Annotated in this window: 12 protein-coding genes and 1 pseudogene; 4 read left to right on the forward strand and 9 right to left on the reverse strand. The window is 59.0% G+C overall.

Going from position 1 to position 14,302, the window contains the following annotated elements:
• Nucleotides 1-11 precede the first annotated feature (11 nt).
• The 3 genes from FHX03_RS27995 to FHX03_RS28005 all read right to left on the reverse strand — a co-directional run bounded on the left by FHX03_RS27995 (nucleotide 12) and on the right by FHX03_RS28005 (nucleotide 3,453).
• On the reverse strand, nucleotides 12-2,006 hold the full coding sequence (locus FHX03_RS27995) for a polysaccharide biosynthesis protein (protein WP_097627843.1): 1,995 nt from the start codon (nucleotides 2,004-2,006) through the stop codon (nucleotides 12-14).
• A gap of 122 nt (nucleotides 2,007-2,128) precedes the next feature.
• A complete protein-coding gene (locus FHX03_RS28000) occupies nucleotides 2,129-2,695 on the reverse strand; it encodes a sugar transferase (RefSeq protein WP_097627844.1) in 567 nt (188 codons plus the stop codon).
• 230 nt (nucleotides 2,696-2,925) lie between these two features.
• Nucleotides 2,926-3,453, reverse strand: a complete 528-nt coding sequence (locus FHX03_RS28005) for a hypothetical protein (protein WP_097627845.1) — start codon at nucleotides 3,451-3,453, stop codon at nucleotides 2,926-2,928.
• Nucleotides 3,454-3,600: 147 nt separating this feature from the next.
• Between FHX03_RS28005 and FHX03_RS34690 the strand changes: the two are divergent.
• Nucleotides 3,601-3,819, forward strand: a pseudogene (locus FHX03_RS34690) (integrase); the annotation flags it as partial.
• A 142-nt stretch (nucleotides 3,820-3,961) separates the two neighbouring features.
• Here FHX03_RS34690 and repC read toward each other — a convergent pair.
• The 6 genes from repC to FHX03_RS28035 form a co-directional block, all read right to left on the reverse strand.
• Nucleotides 3,962-5,254, reverse strand: coding sequence for a plasmid replication protein RepC (gene repC / locus FHX03_RS28010; RefSeq protein WP_183856439.1), 1,293 nt, complete (start codon nucleotides 5,252-5,254; stop codon nucleotides 3,962-3,964).
• 149 nt (nucleotides 5,255-5,403) lie between these two features.
• Nucleotides 5,404-6,456 (reverse strand): plasmid partitioning protein RepB, encoded by a 1,053-nt coding sequence (gene repB, locus FHX03_RS28015; protein WP_097627847.1) that lies wholly within the window; start codon nucleotides 6,454-6,456, stop codon nucleotides 5,404-5,406.
• A gap of 42 nt (nucleotides 6,457-6,498) precedes the next feature.
• On the reverse strand, nucleotides 6,499-7,713 hold the full coding sequence (repA, locus tag FHX03_RS28020) for a plasmid partitioning protein RepA (protein WP_097627848.1): 1,215 nt from the start codon (nucleotides 7,711-7,713) through the stop codon (nucleotides 6,499-6,501).
• Between the two features lie 309 nt (nucleotides 7,714-8,022).
• Complete coding sequence (locus FHX03_RS28025) at nucleotides 8,023-8,262, reverse strand: hypothetical protein (RefSeq protein WP_097627849.1); 240 nt, start codon at nucleotides 8,260-8,262, stop codon at nucleotides 8,023-8,025.
• Nucleotides 8,263-8,392: 130 nt separating this feature from the next.
• Nucleotides 8,393-10,342 carry an SARP family transcriptional regulator gene (locus FHX03_RS28030; protein WP_183781240.1) on the reverse strand — a complete coding sequence of 650 codons (1,950 nt, stop codon included), beginning with the start codon at nucleotides 10,340-10,342 and terminating at the stop codon, nucleotides 8,393-8,395.
• 27 nt (nucleotides 10,343-10,369) lie between these two features.
• Nucleotides 10,370-10,828, reverse strand: a complete 459-nt coding sequence (locus FHX03_RS28035; RefSeq protein WP_097627851.1) for a helix-turn-helix domain-containing protein — start codon at nucleotides 10,826-10,828, stop codon at nucleotides 10,370-10,372.
• Nucleotides 10,829-11,180: 352 nt separating this feature from the next.
• On the opposite strand from FHX03_RS28035, the gene FHX03_RS28040 reads away from it, so the two are divergent.
• From FHX03_RS28040 to FHX03_RS28050, 3 genes are all read left to right on the forward strand, one after another.
• Complete coding sequence (locus FHX03_RS28040) at nucleotides 11,181-12,383, forward strand: MFS transporter (RefSeq protein WP_183856441.1); 1,203 nt, start codon at nucleotides 11,181-11,183, stop codon at nucleotides 12,381-12,383.
• Nucleotides 12,384-12,600: 217 nt separating this feature from the next.
• The gene (gene msuE, locus FHX03_RS28045) at nucleotides 12,601-13,161 is read left to right on the forward strand and encodes an FMN reductase (protein WP_097627853.1); all 561 of its coding nucleotides are present in this window, start codon (nucleotides 12,601-12,603) and stop codon (nucleotides 13,159-13,161) included.
• A 243-nt stretch (nucleotides 13,162-13,404) separates the two neighbouring features.
• Nucleotides 13,405-14,244, forward strand: coding sequence for a MetQ/NlpA family lipoprotein (locus FHX03_RS28050; RefSeq protein WP_183856442.1), 840 nt, complete (start codon nucleotides 13,405-13,407; stop codon nucleotides 14,242-14,244).
• Nucleotides 14,245-14,302 lie beyond the last annotated feature (58 nt).

Genomic DNA, 14,302 nt, shown 5'->3' on the forward strand with positions numbered 1-14,302 from the left:
TCTGCGACGGCTCAGGCGGCCGTATTGGTTTCGGCGCCGGTGAAAGCTAGATCCGAGACCTCACCCGTCGACGAATAGCCCGAAACAAGCTCGGCCAATATCGCACGTGCAGCGACCATATCGTTTCGATCCAATGCCGCGTTCAGCGAGTTGAGCCTTTTCAAAAGCTCCGGCCAGAACAGGAAATCCTCACGCGCCTTCATGATCCGAGGATGTTCGGTTGTTTCCGGATTATCCCCGATCAGAAGTTCTTCATAGAGCTTCTCGCCGGGCCTGAGACCGGTCACGGAAAGCTCGATATCCCCCTCGGGGCTGTTCTCGTCGCGGACGCTCAGCCCGGACAGCTCCACCATCTTGCGGGCAAGATCGGCGATGCGAACGGGTTCTCCCATATCGAGCAGGAACACATCGCCGCCCTCGCCCATCGCGCCGGCCTGGATGACGAGCTGCGAGGCTTCCGAAATGGTCATGAAATAGCGGGTTATTTCACGATGCGTCAGCGTGACGGGGCCGCCCTCCTTGATCTGCTGCCTGAAAAGCGGCACGACGGATCCGGAGGAGCCGAGGACGTTTCCGAAGCGGACCATGGAAAAATTCGTTCGCAGTCTGTCGGTTGCCGATTCTGCGGCGAGCGCCTGCAGAACCATCTCCGCCAGTCTCTTGCTGGCGCCCATCACATTTGTCGGACGCACGGCCTTATCCGTACTGATCAGCACGAAATTCGAGACGCCGTATTTACGCGCCGCGCGCGCCGCAACAAGCGTACCCATGACGTTGTTCTTGATGCCTTCCACGGCATTGTGCTCGACAAGCGGCACATGCTTGTAAGCCGCGGCATGATAGAGCGTCTGCGGTCGCCAGCTCTGGATGATATGCTCGATGCGATCCTGATCGCGGACGGAACAGAGGATCGGAACGATCTGCAGATTTTCATGCTCGTAGAGTTCGGCGAGCTTCCGCAACTCGGCATCGATATTATAAAGCGCAAACTCGTTCTGATCGAGGAGGATCAGGCTGGAAGGCGCATTGCGCAGAATCTGGCGGCATAACTCGCCGCCGATCGAGCCGCCGGCGCCGGTGACCATCACCACCTTGTTGCGCATCGCCTTGTCGAGCAACTCCTGACGCGGCGCGACCGCTTCTCTCCCCAGCAGATCTTCGATCTCCAGCTCACGAATGTCGGAGACGGCGACACGTCCCTGAGCGAGCGCCGTGAGATCAGGCAATGTGCGAACATTCACCCTGGCTTTGCGGATATGCTCCAGGATTTCGTTGCGTCGCTGCCGGGAGGCAGATGGCAAAGCAAGAAGCACATTGTGCACGCCAAGGGTTTCGGCAAGCACCGGTAGATCCGAGGGGTCATAGATCGGCAAACCACCCATGACGCCGCCCTTGAGGCGCGGATCATCATCCAGATAACCGACGACGTTGAGTTCGGCGCTGTTCGTCAAAGCGGCAGCCAGCTGCCGCCCTGCCTTGCCCGCCCCATAGATCAGGACCTTGGCGAGCATATTCTTGTGTAGGATACGCTGGTAGGCATCGCCGAGCCAATAACGGATTCCCAGCCTCGACAGCCCGATCCCGATCAGCAGCAGGAAAGGCTGGAGAATGCCGACGGTTCTCGGGACACCAGGCACGCTGAGAGCCGTAAATATCGTCATGAAGGCGAAGCCGTAGATCGCAATCGCCTTTAAAACGGTAATGAAAGCGGCCAGATTGGCATAACGGAAGATCGCCCGATACATGCCCATGACGATGAAGATGGGAAGCGCCATGCACAGCGAAACGAAAACCGGCAACCACTGCACGCCGGTCAGCACCGTCCATTCATTCAGCCGGAAGCAATAGGCCAGCCAGATCGTCAACACACAAAAGCTGGAATCCACCAGCAATGCCAGAGCGCGTTTGGCAACCCGCGGCATCGCCAGCAAAGGGGCGACGAGCGCTTGCATCGGCACTAACAACCATCGTGAGCGCGAGGTCTCAGAGGGAGAATTTTCAGGCATCGCTCACCAGCGTCTCGCAGATCAACAGACAACCACCTTCTTGTCGCTTTCTGCAACGAGCGCAACTGAAATAATCGGAAACCAAGGTCTTCCGCACCGCTTATCTATCAGAAGTAGGTAGCCTAATGCCGTATTCCCTTGCGGCGGATTACCTTGCCCGCGGTCAGAAACAGGATGCGCATGTCGAAGCCGAATGAACGCCGCTTAAGATATTCGACGTCGAATTTCACCTTCTCCGGAACAGGCAACTCGTCGCGGCCGTTGATCTGCGCCCACCCGGTCAATCCGGGCAGAAGCTGGTCGACACCATGGGCCGTCCGCAGCTCGATCAGATCATCCTGATTGTAAAGCGCCGGCCGTGGGCCGACGAAACTCATCCTGCCCCCCAGAATGCACCAGAGTTGCGGCAGTTCGTCGAGGCTCGATTTGCGCAGAAACGAGCCGATGGGTGTCAAGAACCGATCCGGATTTTCGAGCAGATGCGTGGCGACGGTTGGCGTGTCTACCCGCATGCTGCGGAATTTCGGCATCAGGAAGACCCGATTGAAACGGCCGACACGTTTTGACCAATAGAGGATTGGTCCCGGCGAAGTGAGGCGAACACAAAGAGCGACGATAAGGATCGGAACGAACAGGATCATCGAAGCAATCACAGCCAGGAAAAAATCCACCGCCCGTTTCAAGTCCATGTTCCGCAGCTCTTCCTTGCTCACCGGCGCTTACCGCTCTTTGCGCTATCGCCTTGCCGTATCGTCAAAAAGCGTTTCGCGTCAACTGCGAGACATCGTGAATCACCCGACATATTGGCGGCCCGCTCTCGCCTGGAAGAATTAGCCATCAGACGATGCCGTCGTGCCATTGCCTGATAGCTGGACGTAGGGATGACGGGAACGGTATCGGCAATACAGGCCTGGGCCATTCACTTCCACTCGTAGGACTTAAGCGAGCGGTACGGCCGCTCCGCCACCAAGGCAGACGGATCGTCGATCGTCGACAGACGCTGCAAAGCATCCGCCTCATCATTAAACCCGATGAATACCATCAGCATCGACCGGGCTGCCGGCTGACCCTTCTTGCGATAGGAAAAATTGACCGCGCAGTGGGGGTATTGGGCGTCCACTGCGCGCGCAGATGCACTGCCGCTTCCGGCGCGCTTATCAATCCCGCCGGCCATTGCGACGAACTGACCAAGAGCGAAAAACCGGTCGATTGCGGAAAAAGCCGTGGACTGCGATATCTGATGGTTGGACGCGGTTTCAGCCGAGTGGCCGTAATAGATGCTGTCCGTCAGGCCTTTGCGCCGTTTCGTCTCATAGACGATGAGGCCGCCCGCCGCCACCAACTCCAGACGAACGTTAAAAGTCTGAAATCGTTCAGGATGCGTATCCAGTTCGGCAAACAAGGTCCTCAGGTCCGCAATGTAGTCCGCGTATAGAGCAACGTTCATGGGCCTCACCCGTGGATCTCTCGTCTTGAATTCGGGTTTCCTAACACACGCGCGTTAAACGCAACACGTGTTTCCAGGTTGGAAGCAGAGTGGTCATTGGCATATTCAGAGACAAAACCACCCGTCGCCCTCGCTCGGAGATCACCGGGCTGGACCGCGGCCGCGGCTGACAAAGGCCTGCTCGTCACGCTGCGTGGTACGACCGGTTGGATCGAGGTTGAGACCTGGATCAAGTTTGCCCGGATTGCAGAGGGTCCCCTCTCCCGCCGCGTCCGTGGCCAAGGCAAGGATGTTGGACCGGACCGCCTCAACGACCAAGAAGTGACGCGCCTCGTCGAGAAGGTGCCGGACGCGGTATCCGCGGGCGACCTGTTCGCGCCATGCGCAACCATCTAACTGCATGATCCAAAAGCAAGAAGCCCCCAATCAGAAGTTATCTCCGCTTTCATTTCCGTCACATTTCGTTAACCATAAAAGTTGCGCTGGATCGGTCTTGAAAAGCGAACCTTCATCCTGTCTTCCCTCTGATCGGCGAATTGGCGCGGGCAAGGGCCATCAGCATCGGACCGATGGCAAATTCTCCTTTCTCGGCGCGGCGTGTCAGATCGCGCAGATAGCCGCCGGCCGAGTTGATATGGCCTGCCCTTTCGAGGACGCAGGCCATGACGGTTGCGGCATTTTCAGGCCCCATGATCTCGCAGGCCTCTTCATAGGCAGAGGGGCTGACGCCGAGCATCGAACGAACGACCACGGCCGCCCCCATCAGATCGCGCCACGTGTCGACCGACCCTTGTGGTCCATAGGCTGCAATCTCAGGGCAGGCCTGCAGCACCAGCCCCAGCGGGAAGGATTTGAGCCCACCATTGGCAGCGGAGGCAGCGTGTGCCCTGGACACATGCTCGTTCTTCCGTTCATCTTTGTGTATTTGGGCTATCGGTTCGGCCCGACCTGCCGATCGATCATCCGACCTCGCGCCCTGCTTCGTTTCGAAGCTTGGTTCAAGTTCAGAAGTGCATTGTGAGTTTGAATTCTGTATGTGCCGCTCAGTGTGTTGGGCATTGCCGCCTTGATTGCGGGTTTTAACCTGCATTTCCAACTGATTGACGATCTCTTCGCGCAACAGTTCCAATTCGTCGAGCGTGGCGGCGACCTGTTCCGCGGATGCCGACCGTGGCAGGCGCTCGACGGCATTGCGGAAATGCAAATGGATCGCACTCCAATCGCCGGCAGCCCCCTCCTCTAACGCCATCTCGATAAGTTTGGCGACGTCGCGCCGGCAAAGCGTCAGACGTTCTCTGAGCCGCTGCAGGTGCAACCGTTCCGCAACCACCTCCGCCGCCAGCCGCTCGATCTCCTCTGCGCGCGCGAGCAGCGGCGCCAGCGAGAAGCCGAATGCCTCGCGCAGCTCTCCGCCCTGCTCCTTGCGGGCGTAACGCTTGCCGTTCGGGCTATCCTTGCGGATCAGCAAGCCGGCCTCGATCAAGCTCGCCAGATGCCGGCGGATCGTCTGCTCCGCCATTCCATGCGCGCGCAGGGAGAGTTGTGCATTGGAAGGAAACACGACAAGCCCGTTGTCTTCAGAGATCTCTCCCTTGGGGTAGAAGCTCAGCAAGGCGCTCAGAATAGCGAGCGCCCGGTCGGTGACGCCGAGCAGCGGCCTCGCCTCGCACAGCGCACGATAGAGTTTCCACTTATCAATTGATTGGCCGGGCTCGATGTTTCGAGCAGCCGCTTGGCTTGCCAGCATGCCAAACGTCATCGGCCGCCGCCCGAAGGGCGTCGTCACACTTCCGCTTTCCATTGTCTTCGCCTTCTTCAAGGCAAAAGAACGCAGCTCACCAAATTCGGTGCCAAAGACTCTTGACTATGATTCGCGGAAATGTGATTCTCTGGGTGTCTAGATCAGAGAGGGCTTCCGCGACGGCAACGTTCGGGGGCCTTTTCTTTTGCTTATTGATCTCCGTTTTTCGTCGAATCCTGTGTCTTCTCGAACGCCTCGTAAAGACGATCCAGATTGCTGGCGATATAGGCTCCAAAGGCCGATGCCTTTTCCGCCTTCAGCGCAATGGTGAATTGTTTCCCGTCATCCTTGATCTTCGCCTTGACCGCGCCGTCCTTGCGCTGCCAGGCGTGAGCCGCGGGCTGAAGCGTCGCTGTCGATGATGCCGGTTGTTGCTTCCTACTGATGAAGGCAACCAGCATATCGAAGCGGGCATCGGGCTCCGCTGTCTCGAATTCCGGCGACCTGCTGAACGCGATCGCCCCCGCAGAGATGTTTTCGGTCTCGAATTTTACCGACAGATCGTGCCAGCGGTCACGGCCGGTGGTCTTTGCCGCGCCGATCGCGGTCAGGACTTCGGCCGGGATCCGCTTGGTGACGGACAACATCTTGGAAACCGTCGTCTTGTCGGCGCTGAGTGCCGACATGATCGTTTCCCTATCGAAACCCAACGAGTCGAGCTTGTCGGCGAACATTGTCCTCTCGATGAACGAGAGATCGGCGCGCGCCGAATTCTCCTGGCCCTGTGCGATCACATGGTCGCGATCGTCAAGTTTCTTGACGACGGCGCGGACAGGTCTGCCGAGTTCTTTGGCGGCCCGGGCGCGACGGTGGCCGAAAGCGATCTGATACCGTCCGTCCTTGTCAGGATGCGGGCGGACGAGGATCGGCGAATCCTGACCACGCAGGCGGATCGCCTCGACCAGTTCGCGAAACTGTTCGTCGGCATGCGCCAGCCGGTCGGTCACGAACGAATCTTCGATCAGGGCGGGGTCGAGATCGATCACGGTCTCGCCGGTTGCCAGCTTCTCCTCGATCGCTTTAGCCGCGTCCGCCTTCGCAGCGAGCGCATCGATACTGCGCGTGACGGCACCTAGCGCGCCGATTCCCTTGTAGGTGATCTGCTGTTTCTCGTCCCTCTGAAGTGGCTCGTCCGCGTTGTTTACCGCAGTAAACTTCTTGGAATCGTCCATCAGGCCCGAGAGGAGGTTCTTACGCGCCATCAGCCGGCTCCTTGCCCCTGTTTACCGTAGTAAACTTTCCGGTCATTTCCGCCCCCAGGCCTTGTGAATAAGGTCGACGATCTCATTGTTGACCGCATCCATCGCCTCCATGGCGCGGTCATAGGTCGCGCGGGTGAATTGGCTCCGCTCGACCTCGTAAAGCGTTTGGTTGGTCATCGCCGCATCCGAGATCGCGACGCTGCGCAACATCGGATTGGTCAGCACATGGTTCTTGAACATCGAACGCATGAAGGCGACCATCTGCGTCTGCGGCCCGTCCTGCGGGTCGTAGCGGGTCACGAGATAACGCAGCCAGTCGAGGTTCATATCGCCGCCAGCACCTTTCAGCGTGTTCAACACTTCGCCGAGCATCTGCAGGAACTGGCACATCGACATGACATCGAGCATCTGAGGATGGACGGTGATCAGAACCGCCGTGGCGCCGCAGATGGCGCTCATCGTCAAAAAGCCGAGCTGGGGAGGGCAGTCGATGATGACGACATCGTAGTCATCGGCGACCGAAGACAGCGCCTCGTCCAGCCGCGCGAAGAAGACACGGCCATAGTCGCCGGCCTTGCCCTGAGCAAGCACGCGCGGCGTATCATGCTCGAACTCCATCAGCTCGAGATTGCCCGGCACCAGATGCAGGTTCGGGAAATTTGTCGGCCGGATGATCTCCCTCAGCGGCCGCCGCTGATCGTCATAGCGAATGGCGGCGTAGAGCGTCTCATTCTCGTTGACGTCGAATTCAGGCTGAAAGCCGTGGATGGCGGAGAGAGATGCCTGTGGGTCGAGGTCGACAGCAAGAACACGATGGCCGGTCAGGGCAAGGTGCTGGGCAAGATGCGCGGCACTGGTGGTCTTGCCGCTGCCGCCCTTGAAATTGACAACGGCTACGACCTGGAGATGTTCGCTGCCTTTACGGTGACGCATATAATGCGTTCCGGCGCGGGCATTGTGCTCCAGGAAGCTGCGCATCTCTTCCATCTGCTCGGCCGTATAAGATCGGCGGCCTGATGGCGTGACCTGGGGAAGGGCGCCTTTGCCTTCCAGCGACAGATTGCGAAGATAGCCGCTGGTCACGCCGAGAAAACGCGCCGCTTCGGCCAGCTGAAATTCCCTAAGCCCCTTCAGCGCACGCGGCGGAAACATTTCGAGCCGATGCTGCTTCAGCTTGTCGGATAGTTCCTGCGCCTGACCAATAATCAGTTGATCGACATCGGAAATTGCTTTTTCTATCTGCGGTGCCATATTCATGGAAATCTCGAAAATGCGATTTAAAAGCCCTGCGAGCTTTGAAACCGCATTTAGCGCCGATTCTGGAGGGGTGGCAAGGCAAATAGGGTTAACAAGACCCTACCGCGAGGTTGTCCAATCCTTTTCAAAGGCTTGAACATGGCGCCCGCTGGCGCTGCCGGCGCAGCCGCGGGGTGTTATAGACCGAATCGCCAGAGCAAACGCCGTATCGCTATGATAGCCGATTGGCACAAGCAGGAATCGAAATATGAATGCGTGGAGTTTTCCAGGCAAGCCTGCAACGGCTGTCAGCTGGACTGCGACCGCCGCTCAGTGCCGCGTGCCGAGCAGACTACCGTCCTGACCGCTTTCGTGGGACAGGGATACGCCGCTTCTATCGAGGTCTTGCATCAGGGCGCCAAACGCAAGGTCGAGGCAATAGGCGGAGAATTCGGCGTTCAAATCTCTGGCGTTCTCTCGGGCATAGGCAACGAGCCGGGCGAGCGATACCAGCTCCTTGAGCTCGTCGTCACTTTTCGGCGTCGTGGTTGCTTCGTTTGCATCGTGCATCTGAGAATTCTCCAGCTTCCCTTGCCGGCGCATTCCGACAGAGCAAAGACAGCTTAATCCTCTTGAACGAAAGACGCGCGTGACACAGGCGTGACAGGAATTGCCGGCTTACACTTTTCGGCGCCAGACTTCAGAAGCCGGCCCTGCGTAATGCCTCGCGATACTGTTCCTTCTGCCATTGCTCCTTGAAGGGAACGACCGAAAGCCATTTGTCGACATCGAAATCCGGATAGATCTCGCGCACCTTGCGCATATAGATACGCGCGTTTTTCATATCGCCGAGCATCGCCCAGCAGGCAGCCGAAAGCCGGTCGGCCGGTGTACGATCGTCCATGATAGAAATTTGCTCGAGCGCCTCGGCATAATGGCCAAGGGCGAAATTCGCGCCGGCCGCCGTCCATAGATAGTCGGTCGGACTCAACGGATTGAGGGAGATGGCCCGCTCGATCTTGGCCAATGCATCGGCAGGGCGCGACGCATGGACGAGCGTATCGGCATAACTTGCAATGCCGTCAGCATAATGTGGGCTGAGTTCTTCCGCGAGCCTCAGCGCCACGACGCTTTCATCGATGTCCTTGAGATAAAGTTTGGCAACGCCCAGCTCGCGAAAGCCGGCCGCAAACGACGGATCGGCAACGATCGCCCGGTTCGCGTACTCCTCCGCAAGGCCGAGCAGCTCGCTGTCGCCGCGTGCCGTCAACAGCCATTCGACAAGAAAAGTGCGCGACAATCCGCTGAGCGCAGGGGCAAAATGTGCGCTGTGCTGAAGCGCCTCGCGAAAAGCCTTCCGGGAGCGGCGTACATCGGGGAGGGCGAGCCGCTTGATGTCCCGCAGACCGAGAAGATAGCTGTGATAGGCGGCCGAATTGCCCTCGAAGGAATCGCGCATGGTCTCATGCCGGCGGACCTGCCCGGCAAGCTCTTTGGCAATCTGCCGCGCAATGTCGCGCCGGTGGCTTATCAATTCGTATTTCTCGAGGCTGAAACGCTCGGCCCAGATGACTTCATCGCTGCCGGCATAAATCAGCTGGACAAAGAGCGCAGGGCTGCCCGCACGATTGGTCAGCCTCGTGTCGAGAACATAGGAAATCGAATGGCGCAAGATCAGCTGGGCCTTGTCGGCATTATGTGCGATGCGAGCGGCCGTATGGGGTGCTACCACCGAAACAGTATTCAGCGCACAAAGGCCGATGGTCACGTCCTCGATCAGCGCCTCGGAGAGAATCGGCAAGGCACCGATGGCATCCGTCCCGCTCGGCGGCAACAGCACCAGACGGGGGAGGGGACCGGGAACTCGAACGCCGCCATCAATGAGCGGCACCGCAACGCTCTGTGGTGGTCGACTACCGGCGAAGATCTTGCGGACCTCTCCCAGCGCCTGCACGTCAAGGCCGATATCGACTGCGCTTTCCAACTGATGCCTGCTCGTCTCGAAAAGGCGGCGCGCTTTCTCCAGCTGACCTTCGGACTCATAGGCATCGAGAAGGATGCGACGAATATTCTCGTCATCCGGTGCCTCGCGGAAAATCCTGAGCGCCGCCTCCTTGATCAGGCTGACATCCTCTCGCGACCGGGCAGCGGGCAGCGCCGTCTTCAGCGCATCCACCAGAACTGCCATGTGCCGGTCACGCTGGCCGGCGATCCACTGCCGCGTCCTCACGCTTTGGTCGGCGAGCCCAGCCAGGAAATCCTGGCGAAGGATGGCAACCAGCCGCCGCAGCCTGCCAAGTGCGTCGTCGCCGTCGGGGTCGGCAAGTTCGAAGAGATCACCTGAAAATGCATCCGACCTGACCCGCACGCCGGTCGCCGTGAAGGCCAAAAGCTCGGCACCGAGCTCGGTCTGACGCTTCTGAATGCGCGATATGGTTTTGCGCAGGTTGGCCATGATGTCAGAGTTGTCGTGGCTGTCCCACAAGAACCGCGCCAGCGCCGAGCGCGGATATTCGCTCCCGGCTCCGTCCCGCAGATCACGGTCCCGCAGATAACAAATCGCCAGCAGGCCTTTTTCCGGGAACGCCGCCGGTCGCCCGGCGGGGTCGATCAGCCGCAACTCACCAAATGATTCGAGCCTGAGCTTCATGCGGATAATGCCTGCCGATATGCCTGACTATTCTCCGAGCGGAAGGGTGATATCCGCGACCGGGGCACCCAATGTTACGCCGCTGCTTTCCGCCTGTGCCATCGCCTTCACCAATGCGATGATCGTTTCCCGGATATTCCGGTCGGCGATCTTCAGAAAGGCGCGGTTGAGCACCAATCCCTCTTTCGTTTGCAGGAATTCGGCAACCGGGTCGCTATTTGCCGGCAGATCGAGCCCTTGCAACGTCAACGGCTCGGAATTTTCCTGTTCAAAGAAAAAGCTTGGCGACGTGTGAAGCACATCGGCGATTCGCTGCAGACGGCTCGCGCCGATGCGGTTGATGCCCTTCTCATATTTCTGAACCTGCTGAAAGGTCACGCCGATTTGCTCGGCAAGCCGTTCCTGGCTCATTCCGAGCAACTGCCGGCGCATTCTTATGCGCCCTCCGACATAGCCGTCTATTGCATTCGGTGTCTTGACATTCATCGCGTGTTTTCAGCCTCGATCGCATTTCAATCGACGCAGCTGTAGTATCCCCCGTCGCCGTTTTCCATGGTTGTTTTCACATCGCATACGATACATGCCGTGATCGCAACCGAGTGTGGTAGGAAAACCCCCGTCCGGCAAGGGGTAAAGCAGCGCAGGATAGGCTGCAAAACGGCAAATCGAACAAAAGCCGTACCGATCCTGATGAAACTGGGCTGTTGCTGCCCCCCGCCTTACGCTAAATGCACTTCAGCGACCGCCGCTCAATCATCTTCCCAGCCCCGGCCGCCCGAAATCCATCGAATAAAGCGACGCGGCACGGCAACCAACCGGGCCGTCCAGGAGGAATTCCATGGCAACTGTTGCCGAGCGCGCGCCCCGTTTCGAAAAAACAACGATGTCGATCCTGATGGCGGTCAGCTTCTGTCACATGCTGAACGACATCATGCAGTCGCTGCTCGCCTCGCTCTATCCGCTGTTCAAGGCGAATTACGATCTTGATTTCGTCCAGATCGGCCTGCTGACCATGACCTTCCAGGTCACAGCGTCGCTGCTGCAGCCGCTGGTCGGCATCGTCACCGACCGCTGGCCGATGCCCTATTCGCTGCCAGTCGGCATGGCGAGCACCTTTTGCGGCCTCATCCTGCTCGGCAATGCCGGCAGCTTCGCCCTGCTGCTCGTCGCCGCCAGCCTGATCGGCTTCGGCTCGGCGGTCTTCCACCCGGAATCCTCGCGCGTTGCTCGTCTTGCCTCGGGCGGCCGCCACGGTTTCGCGCAGTCCTTCTTCCAGGTCGGCGGCAATGCCGGTCAGGCGATCGGTCCGCTGCTCGCCGCCTTCATCGTGCTGCCGCTCGGCCAGCACAGCGTCTCCTGGTTTGCCGCCATCGCCATGGTCGGCATGGTCGTGCTGAGTTGGGTCGGCAACTGGTATATTGGCCATCGTCGCCAGAACGCCAGTAAGCCTGCGGTGAGCCGGACCCTGCCGCTGCCGCAGAACAGGGTGGTCTGGGCGCTGCTGATCCTCGTGCTGCTGACGGCGACGAAAAACGTCTACATGGCCAGCGTGTCGAGCTACTTCACCTTCTATGTCATCGACAGGTTTGCGCTCAGCGTCCAGCAGGCACAGCTGATGCTCTTCCTCTTCCTCGGCTCGGTCGCCGTCGGCACGTTTCTCGGCGGGCCGATCGGCGATCGCTTCGGCGCTCGTTTCGTCATCTGGTTCTCGATCCTCGGCGTCATTCCCTTCGCGCTGATCCTACCCTATGCAAACCTGTTCTGGACGGGCGTGCTCAGCGTCGCCATCGGCCTGATTTTCGCGTCGGCCTTCTCGGCAATCGTCGTCTTCGCGCAGGAACTTGTGCCCGGACGCGTCGGGCTGATTGCCGGCGTCTTCTTCGGTTTTGCATTCGGGGCAGGGGGGCTGGGTGCAGCACTGCTCGGCAGTTTCGCCGATACCCACGGCATCGACTTCGTCTACCGCATCTGCTCCTATCTGCCGCTTCTCGGTCTGCTGACGATCTTCCTGCCGCGCATCCCGAAGCCAAAGCCAGTCTGAGGCGATATCGCGCCTCGACAACGCATCGACCCGAAATATCCGCCATATTCGGGGCTCGGTGACTGATGCGCTGTCGCAAGCAGGCGACCACCCGCAGATGAGAATGTATTTTTCTCCTCATCATGATGAAGAGGGATAGGCTTCCTTTAATCCACTATTTTTATAGATAATATCTATCCAATAATCGGTCCCGGCACGATATCGGAAGGAAAATGGCATGTCTGCTTACAAACTGGTCGGCCTGGCGGGTAGCTTCAACCGTCCCTCGAAGACCTTCACGCTGGTCGAAAACATCGCCGGCCTTGCCGGTGACAAATACGGCTTCGACAACACCCTCTACGATCTGACCGATGTCGGTCCGTCGCTCGGCCAGGCGCTACGCCGCGACGATCTCGACAGCCGCGCCAGGGAAGTCATCGACGATATCGTCAATGCCGATCTGCTGGTCATTGGCGCGCCGACCTACAAGGGCAGCTATCCCGGCCTGTTCAAGCACCTGATCGACCTGATCGACCCGCATGAGCTGCGCGCCAAGCCGGTCATCATCACCGCGACAGGCGGCGGCGACCGGCATGCGCTGATGGTCGAGCATCAGCTGCGCCCGCTCTTCGGCTTCTTCATGTCTCATACGCTGCCGACAGCCGTCTACGCCTCCGATCGTGACTTCACCGATTACCGCGTCTCATCCGAACCGCTTTCCAAGCGGATCGGCGAGGTCATCGGCGAGCTCGCAGCCTTCTTTCCTGCCCAAAAGCAGGCTCTTATCGCTGCCGAGTGAAAAGTACCCGCACAGACTTGAAACGGCGCCTTCGAGGCGCCGTTTCTCGTTCGGGCCATTCTTGCAAGCCATGATAATCCATAAATTTGGTGGAAATTTATCCTGCTGATATCGATGGCGGGGCAAGAGTTTTTCCAAGCCTTCCTCGACATCGGACATTCGTGCTTCGCTCCCGATGGGCGCATTTGCCATGATCTGTCTGCTCGGGGCGCTTGGCCTCATTCAGTCAGACGGGATATAACAATGATCAAGAACAACAATCTTCACGGCTTCCCCCTTTCGCGCCGCGCGGCTCTTGCCGCCGTCGCCGTTTCCGCTGCCACGCTCTTTGCTTTTGCAGCACCCGCTCCTTCCTTTGCCGCGGACAAGTCGATCAAGGTCGGCATCATGACCGGCGAGGAGGAGGACATCTGGCGCGTGGTCACCACCGAGGCGGCCAAGAAGGGCCTCAAGATCGAAACGATCACTTTCAACGATTATACACAGCCGAACGAAGCGCTGGAGCGCGGCGAACTTGACGCCAACGCCTTCCAGCATCAGCCCTATCTCGACAACCAGATCAAGCAGCACGGCTACCACATCACGCGCGTCGGTTATACCGGCGTCTGGCCGATCGGCCTTTACACCAAGAAGTACAAGTCCGTCGCCGAGATCCCGGAAGGTGCCGTCATCGGCGTGCCGAACGATCCCTCGAACGAAGGCCGGGCGCTGCGCGTTCTCCAGAACGAAGGCCTGATCAAGCTGAAGGACGGCACCGGCATTCTCGCAACGGTCGCCGACGTCACCGACAATCCGAAGAAGATCGACATCAAGGAGCTCGACGCAGGCATCGTCGGCAGGTCCATCGACGATCTGGATGCCGGTGTCGTCAACACCGACTGGGCGCTGAAGAGCGGTCTTTCTCCGGCAGAACGCATCGCGCAGGAGCCGATTGCCGACAATCCGTATCGCAATTTCATCGCCGTCAAGGACGACAACAAGGATTCAGAATGGGTCAAGACGCTCGTGTCTTCCTATCAGAACGACACCGTCAAGGCCGAGTTCGACAAGGTCTACAAGGGAACCGGTCTCAGCGCCTATTGATCCGAAACAGGGCCGGGGTTAAGGCCTGCCGAGAGGCGGTCCGGGCGTTCTTTGCCCG

This window comes from Rhizobium sp. BK456, assembly GCF_014194045.1.
In the GTDB taxonomy this organism is placed as follows: Bacteria; Pseudomonadota; Alphaproteobacteria; order Rhizobiales; family Rhizobiaceae; genus Rhizobium; species Rhizobium redzepovicii.